The sequence below is a fragment of the Chryseobacterium sp. MA9 genome (assembly GCF_024399315.1).
Lineage (GTDB): Bacteria > Bacteroidota > Bacteroidia > Flavobacteriales > Weeksellaceae > Chryseobacterium.
Map to the genome: position 1 here is coordinate 498,668 of NZ_CP075170.1, position 23,638 is coordinate 522,305.

21 protein-coding genes and 1 riboswitch are annotated in these 23,638 nt (G+C 35.8%); of the genes, 11 read left to right on the plus strand and 10 right to left on the minus strand.

The window, feature by feature from the left end; all coding sequences use genetic code 11:
- Positions 1–10: 10 nt before the first annotated feature.
- The 4 genes from KIK00_RS02255 (at position 11) to KIK00_RS02270 (ending at position 3,981) form a co-directional block, all read left to right on the plus strand.
- A complete protein-coding gene (locus tag KIK00_RS02255; protein ID WP_255814951.1) occupies positions 11–475 on the plus strand; it encodes a cyclophilin-like fold protein in 465 nt (154 codons plus the stop codon).
- An 831-nt stretch (positions 476–1,306) separates the two neighbouring features.
- Positions 1,307–2,203 carry a hypothetical protein gene (locus tag KIK00_RS02260; RefSeq protein WP_255814952.1) on the plus strand — a complete coding sequence of 299 codons (897 nt, stop codon included), beginning with the start codon at positions 1,307–1,309 and terminating at the stop codon, positions 2,201–2,203.
- 10 nt (positions 2,204–2,213) lie between these two features.
- The gene (locus KIK00_RS02265; protein ID WP_255814953.1) at positions 2,214–3,062 is read left to right on the plus strand and encodes a hypothetical protein; all 849 of its coding nucleotides are present in this window, start codon (positions 2,214–2,216) and stop codon (positions 3,060–3,062) included.
- Positions 3,063–3,072: 10 nt separating this feature from the next.
- A complete protein-coding gene (locus tag KIK00_RS02270) occupies positions 3,073–3,981 on the plus strand; it encodes a hypothetical protein (RefSeq protein WP_255814954.1) in 909 nt (302 codons plus the stop codon).
- A 378-nt stretch (positions 3,982–4,359) separates the two neighbouring features.
- Here the strand turns inward: KIK00_RS02270 and KIK00_RS02275 are convergent, their stop codons facing one another.
- Positions 4,360–4,503, minus strand: a complete 144-nt coding sequence (locus KIK00_RS02275) for a hypothetical protein (protein ID WP_156118360.1) — start codon at positions 4,501–4,503, stop codon at positions 4,360–4,362.
- Positions 4,504–4,786: 283 nt separating this feature from the next.
- On the opposite strand from KIK00_RS02275, the gene KIK00_RS02280 reads away from it, so the two are divergent.
- The 4 genes from KIK00_RS02280 to KIK00_RS02295 all read left to right on the plus strand — a co-directional run bounded on the left by KIK00_RS02280 (position 4,787) and on the right by KIK00_RS02295 (position 7,344).
- Positions 4,787–5,659, plus strand: coding sequence for an alpha/beta fold hydrolase (locus tag KIK00_RS02280; protein WP_255814955.1), 873 nt, complete (start codon positions 4,787–4,789; stop codon positions 5,657–5,659).
- A gap of 33 nt (positions 5,660–5,692) precedes the next feature.
- Positions 5,693–6,286 carry a dihydrofolate reductase family protein gene (locus KIK00_RS02285; protein ID WP_255814956.1) on the plus strand — a complete coding sequence of 198 codons (594 nt, stop codon included), beginning with the start codon at positions 5,693–5,695 and terminating at the stop codon, positions 6,284–6,286.
- 48 nt (positions 6,287–6,334) lie between these two features.
- On the plus strand, positions 6,335–6,703 hold the full coding sequence (locus tag KIK00_RS02290; protein ID WP_255814957.1) for a hypothetical protein: 369 nt from the start codon (positions 6,335–6,337) through the stop codon (positions 6,701–6,703).
- A 98-nt stretch (positions 6,704–6,801) separates the two neighbouring features.
- Positions 6,802–7,344 (plus strand): hypothetical protein, encoded by a 543-nt coding sequence (locus KIK00_RS02295; protein WP_255814958.1) that lies wholly within the window; start codon positions 6,802–6,804, stop codon positions 7,342–7,344.
- Between the two features lie 83 nt (positions 7,345–7,427).
- On the opposite strand, the gene KIK00_RS02300 is transcribed toward KIK00_RS02295, so the two are convergent.
- Entirely contained in the window at positions 7,428–7,889 is a 462-nt protein-coding gene (locus KIK00_RS02300) for an Lrp/AsnC family transcriptional regulator (protein WP_047375447.1), read from the minus strand.
- 195 nt (positions 7,890–8,084) lie between these two features.
- Positions 8,085–8,271: riboswitch (cobalamin riboswitch) on the plus strand.
- 176 nt (positions 8,272–8,447) lie between these two features.
- Between KIK00_RS02300 and metE the strand changes: the two genes are divergently transcribed.
- Complete coding sequence (gene metE, locus KIK00_RS02305) at positions 8,448–10,751, plus strand: 5-methyltetrahydropteroyltriglutamate--homocysteine S-methyltransferase (protein WP_255814959.1); 2,304 nt, start codon at positions 8,448–8,450, stop codon at positions 10,749–10,751.
- A 198-nt stretch (positions 10,752–10,949) separates the two neighbouring features.
- On the opposite strand, the gene KIK00_RS02310 is transcribed toward metE, so the two are convergent.
- Positions 10,950–11,747, minus strand: coding sequence for an AraC family transcriptional regulator (locus tag KIK00_RS02310; RefSeq protein ID WP_255814960.1), 798 nt, complete (start codon positions 11,745–11,747; stop codon positions 10,950–10,952).
- A gap of 127 nt (positions 11,748–11,874) precedes the next feature.
- On the minus strand, positions 11,875–13,290 hold the full coding sequence (locus KIK00_RS02315; protein WP_255814961.1) for an aldehyde dehydrogenase family protein: 1,416 nt from the start codon (positions 13,288–13,290) through the stop codon (positions 11,875–11,877).
- Positions 13,291–13,807: 517 nt separating this feature from the next.
- Between KIK00_RS02315 and KIK00_RS02320 the strand changes: the two genes are divergently transcribed.
- Positions 13,808–14,455 carry a DUF1062 domain-containing protein gene (locus tag KIK00_RS02320; RefSeq protein WP_255814962.1) on the plus strand — a complete coding sequence of 216 codons (648 nt, stop codon included), beginning with the start codon at positions 13,808–13,810 and terminating at the stop codon, positions 14,453–14,455.
- Positions 14,456–14,559: 104 nt separating this feature from the next.
- Here the strand turns inward: KIK00_RS02320 and KIK00_RS02325 are convergent, their stop codons facing one another.
- The 4 genes from KIK00_RS02325 to KIK00_RS02340 all read right to left on the minus strand — a co-directional run bounded on the left by KIK00_RS02325 (position 14,560) and on the right by KIK00_RS02340 (position 18,700).
- Positions 14,560–15,471 (minus strand): PhzF family isomerase, encoded by a 912-nt coding sequence (locus KIK00_RS02325; protein ID WP_255814963.1) that lies wholly within the window; start codon positions 15,469–15,471, stop codon positions 14,560–14,562.
- Positions 15,472–15,816: 345 nt separating this feature from the next.
- Complete coding sequence (locus tag KIK00_RS02330) at positions 15,817–16,230, minus strand: hypothetical protein (RefSeq protein WP_255814964.1); 414 nt, start codon at positions 16,228–16,230, stop codon at positions 15,817–15,819.
- A gap of 196 nt (positions 16,231–16,426) precedes the next feature.
- Positions 16,427–17,629, minus strand: a complete 1,203-nt coding sequence (locus KIK00_RS02335; RefSeq protein WP_255814965.1) for an MFS transporter — start codon at positions 17,627–17,629, stop codon at positions 16,427–16,429.
- Positions 17,630–17,743: 114 nt separating this feature from the next.
- Positions 17,744–18,700 (minus strand): AraC family transcriptional regulator, encoded by a 957-nt coding sequence (locus KIK00_RS02340; RefSeq protein WP_255814966.1) that lies wholly within the window; start codon positions 18,698–18,700, stop codon positions 17,744–17,746.
- Between the two features lie 273 nt (positions 18,701–18,973).
- On the opposite strand from KIK00_RS02340, the gene KIK00_RS02345 reads away from it, so the two are divergent.
- The gene (locus KIK00_RS02345) at positions 18,974–19,819 is read left to right on the plus strand and encodes a hypothetical protein (RefSeq protein WP_255814967.1); all 846 of its coding nucleotides are present in this window, start codon (positions 18,974–18,976) and stop codon (positions 19,817–19,819) included.
- 108 nt (positions 19,820–19,927) lie between these two features.
- On the opposite strand, the gene KIK00_RS02350 is transcribed toward KIK00_RS02345, so the two are convergent.
- Both KIK00_RS02350 and KIK00_RS02355 read right to left on the minus strand, forming a co-directional pair.
- Positions 19,928–20,539, minus strand: a complete 612-nt coding sequence (locus KIK00_RS02350; protein ID WP_255814968.1) for a response regulator transcription factor — start codon at positions 20,537–20,539, stop codon at positions 19,928–19,930.
- A gap of 5 nt (positions 20,540–20,544) precedes the next feature.
- Positions 20,545–23,535, minus strand: a complete 2,991-nt coding sequence (locus tag KIK00_RS02355) for a sensor histidine kinase (protein ID WP_255814969.1) — start codon at positions 23,533–23,535, stop codon at positions 20,545–20,547.
- Positions 23,536–23,638: the final 103 nt, after the last annotated feature.

Consider the following 23,638-nt stretch of genomic DNA (forward strand, 5'->3'; position numbering starts at 1 on the left):
ATGAATGATTATGAAATATTCTTTTTTGATACTTTTTGCATTATTATCAATGATAGTATGCAGTGCTTCATCTTGTGAAAAGAATGATGAAAATAGTAATTCAGAAAATACAATTCCTATGGTAAATGGTAAAGTTAAAATAAAGGTGGGATCACAGACTTTTACGGCAACCCTTCTTGAAAATAGTTCAGTAAAAGCTTTTAAAGAAATGCTTCCTTTGACTATCAATATGAGTGAGCTGAACAACAATGAGAAATATTATGATTTGCCAAATAGCCTACCAACCAATTCCTCCAATCCGGGAACAATTAAAAACGGAGATCTCATGTTGTATGGTTCTAAGACATTGGTACTGTTTTACAAAACCATTTCAACATCTTATAGTTATACCAAATTAGGTTCGATAGATGACCCAGCAGGGCTTGTTACTGCACTTGAAACAGCTAATGTAACCGTTACTTTTGAAATGGAATAAGAATTGAGAAAAATTAGATTGTAATCCATTCAAATTACTAAACTCAACAATCATGAAATAAACAAAGCCTGTTAATTTACAGGCTTTTATGTATATTATTATATTTTGCTTTTTGCAAAAGCATAACGTTTAATTACTTTGAACCTCATTTTATACCGATATCATAGTAAGACCTTCATTGCTCTTCCAATATTCATTTAAAGCAAGCTGTTGATCAAAATGGTGAATTAGTTATGACTGTGTGTATGTGGGATCGTGATAAAGAACAAGCTTACCATTTATATGTCATAACTACAAATGTTCCTTTTCTAATCCCTTTACTACTTCACTACAGTAAAATACGCAAGAAATTTTGCTGTTGCCAATTCCGGCTCCAAGTCTCAAAAATGAACTTGATTATTTCTTTTGTTTGAAAATATCCGAATGGGTAGTAATACCGAAATCCTTTAAGAACCTTAAACTTATAAAAAATCTATTGATCTATCGAAATCTATCGATATGGTATGCTTTGCCTGATTGCGAAAAATCAACAATTTTGCAAAAAATTATTATTGAAATAGCTCGGACTGATGTTTACATCAATGAAAAAAAGATTCTAAAAACACATTTGCCTAATCCCTCATACACAATATTTTTATTGATAGGCTCTACATTATTAAACCTACATGTATGATTCATGTAATAAATGTACATTTTGTTGAAGATATTATTTTCATTTTGAAATCCAGTTTATAAATTATTAAAATGATTTATGAAAGGCTGTTTAATCTGATCATTTAGTTGTGAGCAAGGATTAACAACCTTTATTATCTCAAATTTTTAAATGAGAATATGAGAAAAAAAATACATAAAACACTGATGTTGCCTTGTTGCCTCCTGATCAATATATTGAATGGTCAAGTAGGAATAGGAACAAATAATCCACAAGGGATTTTACATGTAGATGGAGCTAAGGATAATTCTGCTTCAGGAACACCAACAACAATACAAGTTTCTAATGATGTTATTGTAAATAAAACAACAGGATTTATTGGTGCAGGAGTTCTTAATCCTCAGGTTCAGTTAGATATCAGATCAGCAGGAAGTGAAAATGCTCTTGGTTTAGGTACTACAACGATGTCAGCTGTAACAGCAGGTGCGGGTGCTACACGATATGATGTAAACAGTACACCGGTAGGAGCAAAAATTGAAGTGTCTGATGGCGCTGTATGGCACAAAGCTTATATTGCCCCTCAAAAGGCTGTAATCGTTGTCCGTAAAATTATAAGTCAATCTATACCATCTGCTTCTGCAACAACCATTGTTAATTGGAACGAGGTACGTGATATGAGCAATAGCTTTGATCCAAGCTCTGGTGAGTTTACCGCTCCCCGAAATGGAACGTATACTTTTTTATTAACATTCAATTTTAACGGAGCTGTTATTAGTGATGGTTCCAGAGTTGAGTCACAATTTTATAATCCCACAACAAGTACTGTTCTTGCCAGTGTATATAAAACCTTCGGCCAATCTATGACAGGTACATCTGATGACGCAAATTCTACACGTTCAACACAGGCTGGAGGATCAAGTACTGTTACCCTTACTCTTACTGCAGGAACTAAAGTAAGTGTCAGATTATATCAAAATCTAACTTCAGGTGCTATTCCGCTTAGAGTTACAAGTGATTCTTCGAATCCTGCAAATCCAGATGATGGATTTAACAATTTAACCATAATAGAACATTAAGATATAGATTATGAAAAAGAAGATCAGTATCACTTATAAACTATTTGCTTGTATTTTATTTTTTTCTGCAACTAAAACAGTAGCACAAATAGGTTTTTTCACTCCTACGCCTGCACAACCTTTACATTTAGATGCGGGAAAAGATAACGGCTCTGCACCTGATGCAGCAAAAATATCTAATGATGTTGTTATTACATCAGGTGGTCAGGTTGGCATTGGGCTTTTAAATCCGGTTACTAAAGTTGATCTGAGGTCTTCGTCTGACCAGGGAATTATTGGCTTAGGTAATAATACACAGAGCCCTTCTGCAGCAGGAGGAGGAGCAATACGTTATAATAACAGTGGATTTTTAGAATATTCTGACGGTGAACAATGGATCGCATTGCCACTTACCGCTCCAACCAAAGCACTGGTAAATGCCAGTAAAGGCTCTGCACAAAGTATTCCAAGTGCAGCTTCGACGGTTATTACAGATTGGACAGAAACAGTTGATTTAGGTGCTGGTGCTAGTGGAGATTTTGATCCTTCCACAGGAATTTTTAAAGCCCCTCGTGATGGTTTTTATCTGGTTTCTTTCAATATTACCCTGGCTAATGGAAATATCCCTAAAAATACATTTATAGAAACTGCAATAGAAAGCAATCAAAGTACAGATAATATTCCTGTATTTAAAACTATAAATTCTTATCCTGCTTTTCAGGCTGGTACAGTAAGTAATTATATAAGTGGTAATTGCAATGCTATTTTCAACCTTAAAAAAGATGATACCATAAAATTTAGTATCAGGCATAATATAGGCAGTGCCCGAAATACTTTGAATGACAGTAAATTAAATAATTTAAGTATTAGTGAATTGTAAATACATAATAATGGGACGAAAAAATAAAATAAAAAAATTGATCAGTGCTGTTATTGTTTTGTCACTGAAAGTAACATATATAAACGCTCAAATAGGAATAGGAGTACCAAATCCGTCAAATCCTCTTGAAGTTAAAACGGATGTCGGTAATATTATAATTAATAGTTCCGGAAGAGCAGGTACTATGGTTGCCAATCCCAAGGTAGCTCTGGATCTGCGGGGTGGAACAAATAGTTCTGTGGCTATTGGAAATACTGCAAAAACAGCTACCCAAGCTGGTGCAGGTGCATTACGTTATGTTGCAAGTCCTGCCATTGGTGTAAAAGGATATTTAGAATTTTCCGACGGTTCAAATTGGGTCAGTTTTTTTCCTAAAGGAAAGCCCCGCATTATAGTAATGGCAAGTAAAACTACTCAGGATACCTATGTATTTGAAAGTGCTGCCCCTTCAGAAATAGGAACCAAATCCGGCGTAGTTCAAAGGAGATCTTCTTATTTAACTAACTGGACTGAAAAATTAGACTCTGATTCAGGGGTTCCAACCTCAAATTTTGACCCGGCTACAGGCGAATTTACAGCACCACGTGATGGAGTTTATTTTGCAACTTTTACCTTTGCATTACAATCCAGCCAGGTAAATACCGGTGCCAATAATCAAACTGAAGCAATTTGGGAAGTTAGAAATTCTGCAGGCACCATTACACAAAGAATAAAGACAAATAATGGATATGCTTCTGATACCGGAGCAAGTCCCAATGCAGTACCGGTAGGTTCAGCCTGTACAGTAAGTGTCTATCTGAATAAAGGCAGCAAATTAAGACCTTTTACCTGGATTACAGTAGCATTTGATGGTACAGTCAGCCAGTTTGATGTCTCAGGAAGCGGAGCTTACAATGCGCTTACGATAGTTGAACAGTAAAGATATTTCAATAGGTTTGAACAATCTAATTATATTTTTTTAAGTCTCCCAATCTAATGGTGGAGACTTTTTTGAATGCAAAATAAATTTGCAGTAAACTACGGTCAATATGATTTTGCCCTTTTTAAAAGAGAAATGTAAAAGGAAGTTAAAATAGAAACCTGTAATTCATACGAATTACAGGTTTCTATTTTGGAGAATACAATGTTTTAACTTAATATCTCACATGGTGCTATGCAAATCACCCAGGGACATCTCTTTATTCCCGGAGGAGGGCAGCATGCTTCGGAACAGCTCACTGCTCCGCCATTAATACTCTTCAGCTGATCTCTTGAAATTTTTTTAGAATTTTTCATAGCCAGATAATTAAATTAAAACTTAAGGTTGGTTTCCACCGCCACATCCGTCGTACGGCATGCATTGCCACTTTCCGCCGATTAAACAAATCTGTCCGCCTCTGCAGTCAATACCACCCTTAATTGTTTTCAATTCCTGTCTTTCGATTTTTTTTAAATTTTTCATAATAATTTAGGTTTAGTTCTATCCGAAATTAATAAATTTTTATCAACTGTTGTAGAATTATTGTGAAAATATTTATTTCCAATCTAATTCTTATTTGATATTTTACCTTAAACCTTCTGAAATTACGTGAAATTGAATGTGCTTAAAGGTGCAGAAATACCTTAATAAAAAGAATTTATAAGAACTGATTTCGTTTAGGCAAAATCTTGTCTTGTGGCAAGTTGAATTTCATAATGACTTATTAATTTTGGTTAAAAGTTTAATTACCAAATCCGATAATATTATGAAAAGTATATTTAAATTCTCAAACCTATTAAAGTCATTACTGATTTTAACTGTCATCGTTATCACATCCCAGGTATACGGACAAAAAGTGAAACCTTCTGAAAGTGGCTATGCACCTGCTAATGGCAGCAAAGTTTATTATGAAGTCTATGGTAAAGGTAAGCCCATTGTATTATTGCATGGTGCTTTCATGACCATTGATACCAATTGGGGGCAATTGATCCCGGAACTGTCAAAAAACAGGAAAGTAATTGCCGTTGAATTACAAGGGCACGGACATACTCCGTTTTCAGAACGGAAATTATCACATACTGATCTGGCGAGTGATGTGATAAAGGTAATGGACTATCTGAAAATTGATAAGGCAGATGTAGCAGGATATAGCTTTGGTGTGGCAATTGCTTATCAGCTGGCAATACAGAGTCCGAAAAGGCTGAATAAACTGGTCATTATTTCTGCAACTTATAAAAATAGTGGCTGGCTGCCTGAAGTAAATAGTGCATTTAAAGGGATGAAGCCTGAGCTCTTCATGAACAGCCCTATGCATACCGCTTATGATGCCGTAGCTCCTGATAAAACAAAATGGACAAAATTTCTGGAGCAGATGATTGCCACTGCAGGACAGCCATTCGATCTGGGTGATGATAATATTTCTAAAATTTCAGCGCCCGTTTTAATTATAGCTGGAGATAATGATGGATTAGATAAAACCGAGCTGTCAAAAACCTATAAATTATTGGGAGGTGGAGTATCTGCTGATATGGGACCTATGCCAAAATCCCAGTTGGCAATTGTTCCCGGGCAAAGCCATGTCAGCCTGATGATGCAGACAGCAACAATTCTGAATTACCTGAACAGCTTTTTACAATAATTAGATATAATATCATTCATAAAATTGAATATCATGAGAAAAATAACTGTCTTATCAATGATTACAATGGATGGTGTCATGCAGGCACCTGGCGGCCCTGGAGAAGATACATCCGAAAACTTTAAATATGGCGGATGGACTGTATCATACGGTGATGAACTTTTCGGTGAAATCATGCATGAAGAAATGAAACAAGCTGATTATCTTCTTGGAAGAAAAACATTTGATATTTTTTCATCTTACTGGCCTCAACATGCTGAATTCTGGCCGGGAATCAACGAAGGAAATAAGTATGTTCTGTCTCAAACCATAGAAAATTCAGATTGGAAGAATACCTTTTTTCTCAAAAATCTGGATGATATCCGGAAACTTAAGCAATCGGAAGGTGCTGATATTCAAATTTGGGGCAGTAGCGAACTTATTCATCTGTTGTTGAAGCATGATCTTGTAGATGAACTTCGCTTAAAAATCTATCCGTTGATTCTTGGCGAAGGGAAAAAACTGTTTGATGATAATTCGGTTCCGGCTGCTTTTGTTCTGACGGAGAGCCACGTAACATCAAAAGGAGTTATTATAGCTAATTATAGACGTTCCGGTGAGATTGTGACAGGCAATGTTGAAGTATAAATGGATGTCTTAATTAATTTTATTTTTTACCACTGTTAAACCTACAATATGGATGCAAAATTTGAAGCAGGAATAAATATTGCCATAAAAATTCCAAAAAGCAAATATGAAAAAACGATTGCTTTTTACAGGGACATTTTACAACTGAATGTTGAAGAAAAACCGATTAATAATTCAACTGTTTCCAGAACCCATGAAGTAAAATTCGGGAATAACATTATCTGGTTAGATTGTGTAGATAATTATACTCATTCTGAAACCTGGCTGCAGCTTATAGTTCCCAATGTAGAAAAAGCTACAGAATACCTGCAATCGAATGGAGTAGAAACCTGTGACGAGATTGAAGAGCTTCCTGACAATATGCACTGGATTACAGATCCTGCCGGCACGGTGTTTAATTTACAGGAAAAGAAATAGCAAAAAACAGAAAAACGATGTAGAAATTGCTTAAAATATGGTTTTAATCAAAATTTTAATACCTTTAACTTTCAAATCATTAAAATTTTAAATAATCCATGAAGACGAAATCATTAACTTTCATCTTAACCTTCTTTTTTCAACTGGTAAGTATCAATGCATTTTCACAGAAAACAGCAGTTCTAAGCTCCTTATTGGATAAAAATACAGAATTTATTTTTCCACAGAATACCGATAAAATCTCAAAAGCATTGAATGTAAAAACTGTGTTTTATGAAGATGCCAATGAGGAAAAGTATGCAAAATGGCCTATAAAAACAGGTTTGGAGCTATACTGCAGCCTGGGAGTAAATAATGCTGTTAATGAAATGTTTTTTACCATTTCAGACAATAAACCTGTAGTGATAGAAGGACTTCCATTTGGTCTTATTATGAATAAAAGCACATTGCAGGACAGCAAAACTAGGTTCAGTAAATACAATGCTAAAACAAAAAAACTTGATGCAGGAAGTGAATTTCCAGGAGGTTCAAAACTGGTTTTTAAGAAAGGAAAACATTATGCAACCTTACTTTTTGATAATAAAAACCTGCTAAAATCTTTAGGTCTTACCACAGAACTTATTGACCCGGCTGCTAATTAAATCAAAATTGAGAATTAAAAAATTAAATATGATGTCTAACGGGCTAAGCCATACTATTTTTAATTCTCAATTTTCTATTTTTATTATATAGTGATTCCATGATTGTTTTTCACTTCAGCCATGACAAATGTACTGTGGGTACTCCCGATAGAATCTACAGATCCCAGTTTGTTAAATACAAAATCCTGGTAATGTTTCATATCCCGCACCTGAACTTTCAGAAGGAAATCAAAATCTCCGGAAATATTGTAACATTCCGCAACTTCTTCAATTTCTAAAATTTCTTTCACAAAATCATACCCCACAGATCTGTCGTGAATTTTCAGCTTGATTTGGCAGAAAACCGTAAACCCACGGTTGAGCTTTTCGGCATCAAGAACAGCTGCATATCTTTTCACAAACCCTTCCTGTTCCAATCTTTTTACTCTTTCAAAAACCGGTGAAGTGGAGAGGTTCACTTCCTTTGCAAGCTCTTTAACGGTCAGTTTTGCATTTTTCTGGAGCAGCCTGAGCAGCTGTACATCCTTATCATCGAGTTGTTCCACAGAATATTATTCTTTTAGATTATAAAAACAGTCAAATTTAAAGAATTTTATGCTTTTATTACTGTTTTTAAAAGTTTATTTTGCTTAATTAATTGGCTTTAATTGTGTATTTATTCTGTATTGTTAATTTTACGCAAAATTAAAAACTTTTACTGATGACTATCGTTAGAGGTAAAAGTACAGTTCTTTAGAGATACTTCATCAAACAGGAAAGGTTTTACTTAACGTAGATTAATAGGGAATCGTGTGTGAATCACGAGCTGTCGCGCAACTGTAAGTAACATACCGAAGGTTTCTGTCCTTGCATATCCACTGCCAAAAACGGGAAGGATGACGGAAACTGTTACAAGTCAGGAGACCTGCCTTTACTGAATTGACAATGCTTTCGCGGTCTGAAGCTTTTGGGTCATACAGATGATATATCAGATTCATACATTTTCTCTGTAAGGGAAACTGTGTTGTTTGTTATATCATGATTCCAGAAATTTTTATCCGTTAAAACATTCCGAAGCATTTTAAAAAGACTTTACCATTAAGTTTAATTAAAAAGTAAAAAAAATGCAAACTCACATTCTTGGCTATCCGCGTATTGGTAGCAAAAGAGAACTCAAAAAAGCCTGCGAGCAGTATTGGTCAGGTAAAATCCTTTTGGAAGAACTTCTGAATACAGGCAGAAATATCTGTAATCAAAACTGGAACATTCAGAAAGAAGCAGGAATAGATCTTATTCCGTGTAATGATTTTTCATACTATGATCAGGTATTGGATATGAGCCTTGTGGTAGGGGCAATTCCTACGCGTTACCATGAAGTAGTGCTTAAAAAGAACAATTCTGAACTGGATCTTTATTTTGCTATGGCAAGAGGCTGCCAGAAAGATGGATTGGACATCACTGCGATGGAAATGACAAAATGGTTCGATACCAACTATCACTATATCGTTCCCGAGTTTTATAAAAACCAGCAGTTTAAATTGAGTTCAGATAAAATTTTCAATGAATTTGCAGGAGCAAAACAGGCAGGAATCAATGCAAAACCTGTAATTATTGGGCTGGTTTCTTATCTGTTATTAGGAAAAGAGAAAGAAGAAGGATTTGATAAACTGGATCTGGCTGCAAACCTTCTTCCCGTATATACAGGTATCTTAACAAAACTTCAGGAACAGGGTGCAGAGTGGATTCAGTTTGATGAACCTTTTTTAGCATTGGATTTAACGGAGAAAGCAAAAGAAACATATCATTTTGTTTACGCCGAAATAAGAAAACGTTTCCCGAAACTTAAATTTATTGTTGCCACTTATTTTGAAGGATTAAATGATAATGGGTTGCTGGCAGCATCACTTCCCGTGGATGTTTTACATATAGATCTGGTAAGAAATCCTGAACAATTAGACGGTATTCTGAATATTATTCCGGAAAGCTTAAACCTTTCATTAGGAGTGGTTGACGGAAGGAATATCTGGAAAAATGATTTTGAAAAGTCCTTGTCTTTCATCAATAAAGCAGTTGAGAAATTAGGATCAGAAAGGATTTTGATTGCTCCTTCCTCTTCATTGCTTCATTCGCCATGTGATCTGGATTTTGAAACCAGTCTTAATCCGGAAATTAAAAACTGGCTTGCTTTTGCAAAACAAAAAGTGACAGAAGTTGTAACGCTTAAAGAACTGGCATCCGGAACAGAAAATGAACAGATTCTTGCATCTTTTGAAGAAAATAAAAAAGCAATTGCAAGCAGAAAAACATCCACTCTTATTCATAATGATGAGGTAAAGCAAAGAGCGAATGCTGTCACTGAAAAAGATGCGCAAAGGATAAATACTTTCAAAATCCGTAAAGAAGAACAGCAGAAAGTATTGCAGCTGCCTTTATTCCCAACTACTACGATCGGATCATTTCCACAGACAATGGAGGTAAGAAGCTGGAGAGCAAAATTCAAGAAAGGAGAGCTGACGGCTGAACAGTATGATATATTACTGAAAGAAGAAACCCAAAGAACGATTAACTGGCAGGAAGAAATTGGAATAGATGTATTGGTTCACGGGGAATTTGAACGTAACGATATGGTTGAATATTTCGGGGAACAGCTGGAAGGTTTTGTGTTTACAAAGAATGGATGGGTACAGAGCTATGGAAGCCGTTGTGTAAAACCTCCTGTGATCTTCGGTGATGTTTCCCGCCCGACTCCTATGACGGTATATTGGTCTCAATATGCACAGTCACAAACTGAAAAATGGGTAAAAGGAATGCTGACAGGCCCTGTTACGATTTTACAATGGTCATTTGTTCGTGATGATCAGCCTCGTTCCGAAACATGTAAGCAGATTGCTCTGGCCATCCGTGATGAGGTGGTAGATCTTGAAAAAGCAGGAATCAGAATTATTCAGATTGACGAGCCTGCAATAAGAGAAGGGCTTCCATTACGAAAAACAGATTGGCAGAACTACCTGAAATGGGCCGTAGAAGCTTTCAGAATTTCAGCAAGCGGAGTAGAAGATGCCACCCAGATTCATACCCATATGTGCTACTCAGAGTTCAATGATATTATTGAAAACATTGCCGATATGGATGCAGACGTGATTACCATAGAGTGTTCCCGTTCTCAGATGGAACTGCTGAATGCTTTCGCAGACTTCAGATATCCGAATGAAATTGGTCCTGGTGTATACGATATCCATTCTCCAAGGGTTCCGTCCAAAGAAGAAATGATTGAACTGTTGAGAAAAGCCCAAAACGTGATTCCTGCCAATCAGCTTTGGGTAAATCCGGACTGTGGACTAAAAACAAGACATTGGGAAGAAACGGAAAAAGCCCTGATAGCAATGGTGGCCGCAGCTAAAGAAGCTTCCGTAGAATATGCACTTTAAAAAAACTTTAAAATAATTAGATACAATCACTTGGATCGTGCTATGATATTCATGGCACGATTTATTATAGTAATCCTTTAAAACATTGCGCTATGCTCCCGAAGTCTGAAAAGCGATATGAAGGTGAAAATCATTACAGCAGCTGTTGTTATTCTGGTGATTGTCGCTTTCAGATACTTTTTTTAGATGAAGTTTAAGTTATTTTGTCTGTAATGAACTCGGTGGATAACCAAACTGCTTTTTAAATGCAAAGGAGAAATGGGATAAATTTTCAAAGCCGAGATCCAGATAAATATCAGAAACCGATCTTCCTTTTTGGGTAAGCAGAAAATGAGCTTCTTTTAATCGCCGAAGCTGCAGCCATTGTCTTGGAGGAATACCAAATATCTTTTGAAAATCTCTTTTAAATGCAGACAAACTTCTCCCGGTTAGATAAGCAAAACGCTCCACATTGACATTGAAATGAAAGTTTTTGTTCATAAAAGTTTCAATATCTATTTTGTATGGCTCAGAGAAATCAAATAAAATATCTTTAAGACCTGGATCAAAGCTCAGCATCAGAAGTAAAGCTTCTTTCTGTTTAAGACGCAGAAGTTCGGTGGAAGCAGGAAGTTCTTCATAGGCAAGTAGAGAATACATAAAAGAAGTTAATACCTTTTGATCCGGTTTTATAAAAGCTGGAGTATTGTCCTTCTTCTCTGCCTGATATCCATATTCACGACTGAAATCATACAGCACGGCATCATCAAAATAGATGGTTACTGTTCTTATCTCACCATTTTTAGGAGGATACTTTGCAAATTTCAAAAGACGGTTTTTCCTCGCAGAATAAAGCTCTCCTTCCTTGAATATGGTTTTTGTAGTACCGTCATTCAGTTCCATTTCCCCGGAAAGAACCAGTCCCAGACTGTGGATACGTGCAAATTGTTCTCCTTCCCTGAATTCTGAAAAGTGACAGGAGTAATTGATAGGTAAAGGAATATTATTTTCGCTCATAGCTCAAACGGTTATTTCTTGATCGATTCTTTTTTCAAACTTACAAAACTTTTTTAGTATCAATAATCGGTTACATATTGTTTAAATCCTCAAAGCCTACTATTCATAGACTTTGAGGATTGCAATATTACGCAAGAATTGTCTTAGGTTCCAGATAAGCTTCCAATCCGAATACACCATACTCACGGCCAATACCGCTTTGCTTGAAACCACCGAAAGGAGCATAAGGATCATGTGAAAACCCGTTGATACAAATTCTTCCGGCATCAATCTGTGCTGCAACACGTTCCGCATGACCTTTATCGGTAGAACTGATGTAAGCTGCCAAACCATAAGTAGTGTCATTGGCAATAGCAATTGCTTCCTCTTCATTAGCATAGGGAATAATAGACAGCACAGGCCCGAATATTTCCTCTTGAGCGATGCGCATAGTATTATGAACGTTGGTAAAAATGGTTGCCTTTACAAAATTACCGTTTTCAAGGCCTTCCGGTTTACCTTCACCACCTGCGAGCAGAGTTGCTCCTTCTTCCTGTCCCAGGCGGATGTAACTTTGTACTCTTTCAAACTGTTTGGCACTTACCATAGGCCCAACAAGAGTGTCTTCTTCATTAGGATTCCCCACTTTTACCTGTTTTGCCGCTTTTTTTGCCAGTTCATTCACTTCTTCCAATCGGTTTTGGGGAACAAGCAATCGGGTAGGAGCGATACATGCTTGCCCGTTGTTCATATACGCTCCGAAAACAGCCATAGGAATAGCTTTTTCCAGATCGGCATCTTCAAGGATGATATTAGGCGATTTTCCGCCAAGTTCAAGCGTTACTCTTTTCATAGTATCTACGGCCCCTTTGGCAATAGCTTTTCCTGTAAGGGTGGACCCTGTGAAAGAAATTTTGGCGATGTCCGGATGCCGGGTGATTTCTGCACCTACTACATTTCCTAACCCGTTTACAATATTGAATATCCCTGCAGGTAAACCGGCTTCATGGAAACATTCAGCAAGCAGTTGGGTTTGTACAGCGCTCATTTCGCTTGGTTTGATAACTGCAGTACATCCCGCTGCAATAGCAGTAGCCAGTTTGTTGCAGATGAAGCTGTTACTGGCATTCCATGGAGTAATAATTCCTACTACTCCCAAAGATTCAAAACGCACCTTAGAATGTCCAACTTTCTTTTCAAAATCATAAGATTCCAGAGTCGTAATGATTGTGGTAAAGGCTGAAATTGCATTTTGAACACTCATTCTGCAGAATTGCAAGGTTCCTCCATATTCATTCACCATCACGGAAACCAGCTCGTTCTCCCGTTTGCTTACAGCTTCATGTAGTTTTTTAAGTAAGCTGATACGTTCTTCTTTTGTTGTTTTGGAGAAAGTTGTAAAAGCTTTCTTCGCTGCGGCGATGGCCATTTGGGTATCTTCTTCATTTCCCAGAACGACTTCTCCGGTTTTTTGATTAGTCGTAGGATTTATAAGGTCAAATGTTTCTGTTCCATTCGGTGTAACAAATTCACCGTTGATGTAAATTTTATTAATCTGTTTCATTTTGATGATTTTAATACCACAAAGTTCGACAGAAACTGAAAAGACAGGTTTGTTGCATGGTTCAGTTTTTATGTGTTGTATGGTTCATTTTAGAGACCGATTTGTATGGGAAATATAAGCTGTTTATTTTTCTTTTGAATTAATATGAAAAAATGGACTGTTCTTCCCTGAAATTGACTACTTTTATCATAACCAAGTAAATAGGTCGTTTTGAGAACAACACTTAAACTTATTACTGCTTAGTATCAGTCTCCGTAACCACAGGCTGATCGTTCTTTCGTTTGGGTAATTCTGCCCGAACAGGTTTTCATTTCATCATATTATATATTGCATTGCCTGCAAAGGGCAGCTATATCTATGTTTTAGTCTTAATCATTATGATTTCAAAGACTGAAATACAGATCTAATTATACCTTAAGAGTAGTCTTTAGGTAAATATCAGATGTATCAACCTTCTTGTAATGCGTGAATAATATGGAAAAAATCCAACAAAGAATAGTAAGCACAATTATAAGTAATGGGTACAAAACATATTTGGGAGGTAAAAGCAAAAAATACTCCCTTACTAAAAAAGAAATGCAATCATTGTAACAGCGACAGGTTTTACTGCAGCGATAAATTCAGATTGAATGCTCAAAAAAAGAATATTGATATATGGTTGATTTACCGATGTGTAAAATGCAGCAACACCTATAACATGACTGTTTTTTCAAGAATAAGAACAGAATCTCTCAGTAAAGAATTATTTAATAAATTTTCAGAAAACAATACGGAAATTGCCTGGGAATATGCCTTCTCACAGGAAATAAGACGGAAAAATAATGTAGAAGCAGATCTGGAAAGTGTAGAATATGAAATTCTATACAATAACATTCCTGTTGAAGATCTGATCAATATAGACAGTAAGATGATTTCGTTTCAAATACAATGTTCTTTTGATTTTAACATAAGAGTTTCCACTGTTATCAGGACATGTTTAGGTCTTTCATCATCTAAATTGAATCTTCTGCTTAATTCAGATACAGTCTATTTTAACGGAAAGCCTTTACAAAAGAAATTCAAGATTAAAAACGGTGACATCGTTAATATCAACAGACAAGAGCTTATCAACATTTATCTTATTGGGAAAGAGGAATTATTTCTCAAGATTGCAGATGATAAATAATAAAGAAGAGAAGTTGTCTCAAGAGTCAAATAATTTGATTCTTGAGACAGCTTCTTTTGTATGTTGAAATTTACTTTGCCATGATTTATGTATAAATGTCAGAATTATTTCAAATCCATAGTTGTTCTGAAAACACATACTGCATTTCCGGTAATACTGATTACATCCGGCTGGTTGTCTTTCACACTAACCCGTACTTTTACTTCACCAATCCTGTTGATGGCTTGCCCTTGTTTTCCGGTAAATTCAAAAATGCCATCAGCCGTCTCTCTGATTTTGTTTTGAATAAGATAACCTCCCAGAGGACCATTTGCATTTCCGGTAACCGGATCTTCAGAAATACCAATGGCGGGTGCAAACATTCTCCCATTGGTTAATATCTCTTCTTCATCTGTATCGAAAGAAAATACAAAATATCCGTTACAGCCGATTTCTTTACTAAGCTTTGTCAAAGCAGCAAGGTCAGGAACCAGATGATTTAAGGTCATATTGCTTTTAATGCCGATCATTACTTTAGAATGACCAGTTGAAGCAATTTGTACAGGACATTTTTCATCAAGATCATCCATTGTCAGTCCCAGAGCGAGAACAATTCTTTGGGTCATTGAAGTATCAAAAGCAGGGCTCAGCTCAAATTTTCCCTGTGTCATAGTGATGAGATAATCATTGTTTTTTCTTTCAATATGAACCGGTAATATTCCGATTTGTGTATGTATTGCAATTGTACAGGAATCCAGAGAATCTTCCTGAGCTTTTGCATATAAAGCAGCAATGGTAGCGTGTCCGCAGGAAGGAACTTCTGTGGTAGGAGTAAAATATCGGATGTGATAATCAAAATTTTCGTTGGGAATATCTGGTTTGAAAACAAATGCCGTTTCAGAATTATTAAGTTCTCTGGCAACGAGCTGCATTTCTTCAGCCGTCATATTTTCGGCATTCAATACTACTCCTGCAGGATTTCCTTTAAATTTTTCTTTGGTAAATGAGTCGATTTGATAGACGATAACTTCTTTCATATGAGCGATTAAGTTTACTGTAAAAATACGGAATGAAACCGGGGAACTGGTGTCTGTTTTATTGTCATTTGATAAAAAATAAACCAAAATTCTGAGATTCTGGTTTATTAATAGAAATAGAAAAGATTCCTAAGCTATTTTAATCCCACTTATTCTGGGTAGAAACAGCATATTTTCCGGCTCCTGTAAAATTTGTAGGTTATGTTTCTGGGGTCAGTCTTAACCAGATTGAGTTTAAGAAAATAAAATAGTCTCTGAGGCAAAATCCTTTTGATCCTATTGAAAAAAAGAAGACCACAATTTATAAGTTAAATTGTGGTCTTCTGCAGCTTAGAACTATTTAAACTACGATTCTGTTTTCAAATAACCATAATGCAAAGCTGTTTCTTTTCCGAACAAGCTTGAGAAAATATTCTGAAACTCATGGATGTACTTGCACTTTATCGCGTTTCCATATATTTTCAGACCTTCCAGTATTTTTCTGGAACTTAGGTCTATATCGTATTTTATAAAAGGTTCCGGCCTTTCATACCGTATACTCTTATCCGAACTGTAGGTTCTTGAGAATCCCAGTTTTTCAAGCCATTCTTCTGTTATCTTGATAGGCTTGATAGATGCTGCCGGGACTGAGATACTTTGATTATCATTTTCAATTTTAACAAAATAAGCCTGTTCAACATTGTGAAAGATCTCGGTGATTGTAAAAATTTGATTATTATATTCCACCAAGTTCTTGATTTTTAAATCTGCTACGTTCATAATATTTTGATTTTTAGGTGATGATATAGTCCCATATAAACAGCAAATACTATGCCCGGCATTACATTATTATGGCCTGTTTTATTGAAGGTTAGGTTAAATTTTTACTATAAAAAATTAATAATATGTTAAAATACTACATATATAGGCGATTGACAAGATGTTGTTAAAAAACGGATGTGGTATGTATGTGGTATTAGTTTTTTGCTCTTTCTTTTGGGATTACATTAGCCGTAGTTAACAGAAGGGCTGCGATAACAGCTATGATAAGAACTCCTATGAAGAAATTCCAGGAATAAGCATGAAGGAGATAACCGGTACCACTACCCAGGATACTTGACCCGAAATAGTAAAAAAGCCAGTAAATAGAAGTGGCTGAAGATTTTCCACGTTTGGCATACAATGCAGTCATCTGGCTGGCCATAGTATGGGCTGCGAAAAAAGAAAGGGTAAAAAGCCCCAGTCCGAAAATAAGAATATAAATATTTTCAGATAATAACAACGCGGCTCCGGTGAGCATAAATAAAATAGAGCCTTTCAGGATATCATTCATGGGAAACTTTCTGGAAAGGCGGCCTGTGATCATCGTACCAAAAACCCCGAAAATGTACATGAGAAAGATAAAAGCGATGATAAAATGGCTTAATGAAAATGGTTGCGCTTCCAATCTAAACGTCAGGTAATTATAAACACTTACAAAAACGCCCATCAGTAAAGCAGCTGTACAATATAATCGAAGCATATAAGGATTAGTCAGAAAAAACTTCATCTGTTTTACCTTAAGATGATAATCTGTTTTCTGTGGATTGAAAAATCTTGATTCCGGGAACAATTTCCAGAATACAGCTCCCAGAACGAAGCTTTCTATCCCGATAAAAAGAACAGCATTGCGCCATCCGAATTCACCGGCAAGAAGAGTCGCCATTATTCTTCCGCTCATTCCTCCAATGGTATTACCGCTGAGATACATACTGATGGCTGCCGGAACTGCCAAAGCATTCACTTCCTCTGTGAGATAGGCCAGAGCAACTGCAGAAACACCGGAAACAACAAAACCTTTCATTATTCCTATAGCAATCAGGAGGCTTAAGCTTGGGATCCAGGTGGAAATAATGGTAAGTGCAGCAGATGAAATCAATGAAAAGACCATCAGACCTTTTCTGGAATAACTGTCTGCTTTAAAAGCAAAAAACAGTAATCCTAATGCCATACCTATCGTAGATGAAGATACAAGAAGGGAAGTATCACCTACAGATACTCCAAAATGTTCTGCAGCCATAGGCAGCATTGGCTGGAAAAGATAAAGCTGGGCAAAAACCGAAAGTCCTGAAAAGAAAATACAAAGTTTAATATATCGGAAACGTGAGCTTCCCTGAATGGCTTTTTCAGATGAATTCATGATTTTTTGCAATTAAAATGCACAGGTTGACAGAAAAATTAAGTTCTGTAAATTTCCTGATTATTTTCCGGATTTAAAAATCATTATTTCAATCATATTTATTGGTGAAACAAATCAGTGCATCTGCAAACTGCTGATGTATTCTGAGGGAGTAATACCTTCCATCTGTTTGAATACTCTGTTGAAAGTAGACTGGTTTGAAAATCCTGCTTCGGTGTAAATATACATAAGGGTTACCTTCTCAATATCATTTTCAGTAAGTAGTCTTTTCACACATTCAATCCTGTGCATATTCAGATAATTATTGAAATTGGGATATCCCTTTACCCTGATTGATTTTGAAATGTAGCTGCTGTTGATATCCATTTCTGCAGAAAGCTTTGAAATATTGAAATTAACATCTTTATACAGCTGTTTTTCCTTCATTACAATTTCAATTTTTTCAAACAGTTCATCTGCAAAAGGAACTTTTTCTGTCACAAAGTTTGGCTGAGTTTCCGGATTCAGATTCTTATCTTCAATTTCATGGTAAATTTCAACCCTTTTAATTTTATCCTTAAAATAGAGCAGGAGGGATATCACGGCTACATTGGAAACCATAAGAATAGTATCCGTAATTCTTACATCTTCTGGTCTGTGTATCGGAAATTTAAAGCTGAAGGTTTTTGAAATAAGATATCCTGCAATAATGTTCAGCAATACAAATATGCTGTAGATAAAGACGTATTTCCTCTGAAAAAAAACATATGCTGCCAGCGGAATCGGAATAAGCCAGACAAAACTTGCTATAGAATTGTTCCAGAAAGCAAGCATGATATAAAAATTAAAAAGGGTTGCAATGATAATATAGGAATGTACCATTACACTTATGGAATACGTTTTACGTACAATCAGGTAAGTGTAGACCAGTAAAAAAAGTCCCCCAAAAAGATACCATGCCATTATTTTATCAGGAATGATAAAAGTAAATATTAAACCAAATACAGCAAGAATGACAGACATCAGAATATTGTAATAATACACCAGCTGTCTTTTATACTGTTCAATTTGTATGTCTTTTGCGGTCGCCATTTGTGATAGCAGATAATTTTAAATCATTTCAATACGCTTTATAACAGTCAAATATCAAAAAATAACTGAATTAAGGTATTGATTGTTAGTATTTTGTGTTTTTATAAGCCGTTTCCGGTTTTTCATTGATTATTTAAAAAATTGATTTATCAATGCGGATAACTTTGCACCAGCTAGCTCAACAAAGGCAGATTGATGACATTTCAATTGACCCCACATGATTTATTCACCCCTTAAAATAAGTCAAATAATTTTCAAGCAAATATAACTAAAATGAAGAAAATAAAATTAACTCTTGCCAGCATAATGATGGGTTGCTCAACAGCAGTATATTCCCAAGTAGGTATCAATACAGATTCTCCCAAAGTCACATTACATGTAGAAGGAAAGCCGGATATTACTACCATTCCTGATGGTGTAATGGCTCCCAGAATAACAGGTGATCAGCTGAAGGCTAAAGATGATGTCTATCTTGCCGCACAGACCGGAGCATTGGTCTATGTAACCCAGGCTGTGACAATGCCTTCTGTAAAAACAGCAAAAGTAGATAAAGCAGGTTATTATATGTTTAACGGAACTACCTGGAAATTTGCATTTGGAGGAAAAGATGATGATATTACAATTGGTGATCTAATTTACTATCATGGAAGCATTCCTGCAGGTCCCTCCGGAGCTGGTACATTGGCGAGTACCTATCTTTCTGATCTTCCTGTTTTGGGTGGTTTCTTAAGGCTTGATGCACAATTTAACAGCAGTTCAGCGGGTACAGGGGCTGCCACAACTTTTAATCCAAGACTTTATAATGCAGGTACTTCAGATGTGAAAATCTGGGTTTCGGAAATGTCTACCCATACCGGTGATTCTGACAACGGAAATATTAAACTATCACCAGGAGCCTACAGACAGTTTGATGACGGGGTTTATCTTACACAGACCCATAATGAGACCGTAACCTTTGATATTACCATACAGGAACCGGAACCAAGATGGTACAGAGTTTATTATGCATTCCGCGTAGATAACAAATCTACAACAGGAAGCAGTGATGCTGCTACAACAGATTCCAATACTTCTGATAACACAAGAGAATTATTTCTGTCTGTGCAGAGGTTATATTAACAGAAAGCTTTTCTATGATTCTAAAAATACATCAATATATCGACTGGTGAAAAATCTAATGAGATTTGTGTTTTTGGGGCCGGAAATATAAGATTCCGGCTCCTTTTTCTAATGCATCATTTCATAGACCTTGATCAGTTCTGCGATGTTGCCAACATCAAGCTTTTGAAATATTCTTTTTTTGTAAGTACTCACGGTAGACATCTGGATATTAAGCCTGTTGGCAATTTCAAGATTTCCGTTTCCATCAGCCAGGAGTTTGAAAATTTCATATTCACGGGATGAGAGCTTTTCTACAGGATTGTTTCTTTTGTTTTGAATAATAAGACCAATCAGCTCTGCGGGATAGAAATATCCTTTTTCGATAACCGTTTTCACTGCATTCTTTATTTCTTCCTCACTGCTTTGCTTGTTCAGGTAACCCTCAGCTCCTTCTCTGATGTATTGGATGGCGACATCTTTATCATATCCTGAGAAAATAAGAATCTTGAGGTCATTTTGTATGTTTTTAAGTTCTGGAATCATTTTTTTATACTGAGTTCCAGGCATGTCAATATCTAAAATAAGAAGGTCATAACGTGAACTGCCAAGCTTTTTTTTCACTTGGTCATAGTTTTCTGCAAAATCTATTTTCAACTCCGGGTAAGCGGTTTCAAGAACCAGAGAGGTTCCTGCTCTTACTACATAATGATCGTCAGCGATTAAAATTCTTACATTCATAGAGGTTAGTTTTTATTGAGTGTTATTTCCACAACCGTTCCTGAGGGCTGGTTTTGACTGAACCTGATTTCAGCGTTGATCTTTTTTACAAGATGGATGACCATATGCAAACCAAGTCCTTTTCCTTTAAAGCTTGGGGTCTCCAGCTTAGGATTTCTGAACAGATTCATATAAGTGGCAATCTGTTCTGCAGACATTCCCGTGCCTGTATCAGCAATTATGATTGTGGATTTTTGTTGGTTTTCTGTAATGTTCAGGCTTATATTTCCCTCAAAGGTATTTTTCACGGCATTATCAAGAATGTTATGAATAATGGCGGTTAAAATACTTTCGTTTACTTTGGAATATACAGTATGTTTGGCAAGTTGGGTAATTGTTGTTCCTTTTTCCTTAGCAATTTCACAGAAAAGCCTGTTCTTGATTTCAAGAATTCTATTGATAGGATATTCCTTTTCTTCAAAAATATTCTCCGCTTTATAAAGCTCAGTATATTCCTTTAAATTCAGGGTAAACTGATAAAGCTGCTCTGAAGATTTATAAATACTGTCAAAATATTTCTTCTGAAGCTCCACATCATCAGACTCATGAAGTTTCTGAGAAAGCATGGCAATAAACCGGATAGGAGTAGTGATGTCATGGCTGATGGTTTCTACCAGTTTTTTCTGATATTCCGTTTCTTTTTGCAGATTGCTTTTTACCACCTCAAGATGAAGAGAAGTTTCTTTCAGCTCAGAGTTTTTATTACGAACAATTTGCTTTAATGCCTTATTCTTTATTCTTAAAAAGTTGGTGGTCAGCTGAACAATGATGATAATGATAATGAGTATAACAACAGAAGCAGACACTCTGAACAATAATGTCTGATAAAAAAGAGGCTGGATATTGAAGCGGACTGTCTTTATCTCATACTTTCCATCCGGAGAAATAAGTATTCTTATGCTGAGAGTATATTCACCGGGAGAAAGATTGCTGATGGTATATTTTAATTCGCTTCCTGTTGGAATCTGCTCCCACTCAGTATTTTCCTTTCCCGATATTTTCCCTTCGATATACAGATTTTCCGGATTAGAAAAGTAGGGGATATCAATAAAAACATCCGCAGTTTTATAATTGTTTTTTAAATCAAGGGTCTGATGAAAATACTGAGGTTCAGAATTTCCTATTTTTACCCTTTCAATATAGATTTTATTCCTTTCCGGATAATAAGTCCGAATATTGTCCGGGTTGAAAAACACAAAGCCGTCCATTGATGGGAATACAAATTCTCCATTCTCCAAAGCATAGGCATTAGGTTCTGAGCTGCCATTGAATTCGTTTGTCAGGAAACCATCTCTTTTGGTAAACCGGTAATAGAAAACCGGTGTTTTTCTGTTTTCTGCGTACAGCAGCAATTGTTTTTTAGGAACTTTAAAAAGGCCATTATTGGAAGAAATCCAGTAAGCGCCCTTTTGATCTTCAAGCATATAATGAGCCGATTGCAGGTAACCGTTTCTGTCGTTCGGCATCTTGATGAGTTTGTGGTTTTTGAAAAGATAAAATCCATTTTTATTCGTAGTAATCCAGATCAGATTATCCTTTGTTCTGAAAATACTTTTGACATCAATATTTTTGATTATTGGAGTTATAGTATTGCTTCCCAGTATTATCGAGTATAAACCGTCACTATTTCCGGTCAGAATTTCACTGTCACTGTATTGGTAAAAAATATTGACAAAACTTTTAAACTTATAAATGAAATCAGGATTGGTAAACAGGTCTTTTTTATAGAGACGAAGCTGAGTGCCAGAAATATCTGTAAATGTAGTGCCATAAAGATTTCCGCTTTTCATAAAAGCTTCAAATCCCTTACCGATGAAAGTAGAATCCTTCTTTTTATAGCCTGAATTTTTGTAATATCTGATAATACTGTTTCTCTTTCTGATCAGAATGTTTTCAGAATCATCATACATCATCAGATAATTGTCATTGCACCCGAAAAGATGTTTATGGACAATGCCGTTTTTCCCGAATTCTGTTCCGTCCTCAGCGATGATTGTGCTTTTACTGAAGGGAAGGGATGCATAATAAACATTGTTGGAAAAATCTGCTTCTTTCTTTGAAATATAAAAATTGGTAAGCTTAAGCACATTAAGTCCATTATTAAGCGTTCCCAGATAAAGTTTATTGAAGTCTTTATCAAAAAACATAGAGCAGTAAGAGTGATTGCCAATTTCCTCAAAATTAATGAGAAATTTTAAACGGAGATTCTTTTCATTACCTTCTAAAATATAAATGTTATCATGATTGATGATAAAAGTCTGATTGGTAATCTGCTGCCAATAAATTTTGGTGTCCGGATGATTAAAAAGTGTAGGTTCTTCAGAAACAGAAAGCTCTCCTTTATGGATAGAATAGGTTTTTCTTTTTTTCAGATCATTGATAAAAAGAGTGTCATCCAGTACAAAAGTATTGTTCAGCTTTTTATTGGTAAATGGAATTGCTATTCTTTTTTCCTTTTTCTCCTCTCTATAGATGATGGCATTTTTTTCTGTAAAATAATAGGCTGAGTTTTTAAGCTGTATAAAATACTGAATATCATTATAAAAGCTTGATGTTATAATATTATTGGCAATTCGTTGTATAATAGTATTGCCATTGGAAAAAGCCGTTTTATCACTCCCGGTAAGATTGGAAAGTTTTGGAAACCTGTTTTTAATGATGATTTTATTCTCCTGGAAATTATTAAGGACCGTAATGCTGTCCAGAAGCGGATCACCAATAAATTCGCCGAAATGAAGATTGTTTACTTTGAAATTATTAAAAGTAATAAACGAACTTCCATCATATCGTACAAGACCGTTCTCTGTAGAGATCCAGATAAAACCATATTTATCTTTGACAATGGCCTTTGCACTGCTTTGCGGAAGCCCATTGTCTATGTTGTACCACGTAGAAGTGTGGCTCTGTCCGTAAATGTTTAAATAGATGCAAGCAAATATAAATGCCCAAACTCTCATATATGTGCAAAACTGATCTATATCTCCTGCACTAGTGCAAAAGACGGTTAATAATAGTGTCTGTACAAGTCAATGTTTTTTTAATGGGCAGGAACGATTGAAA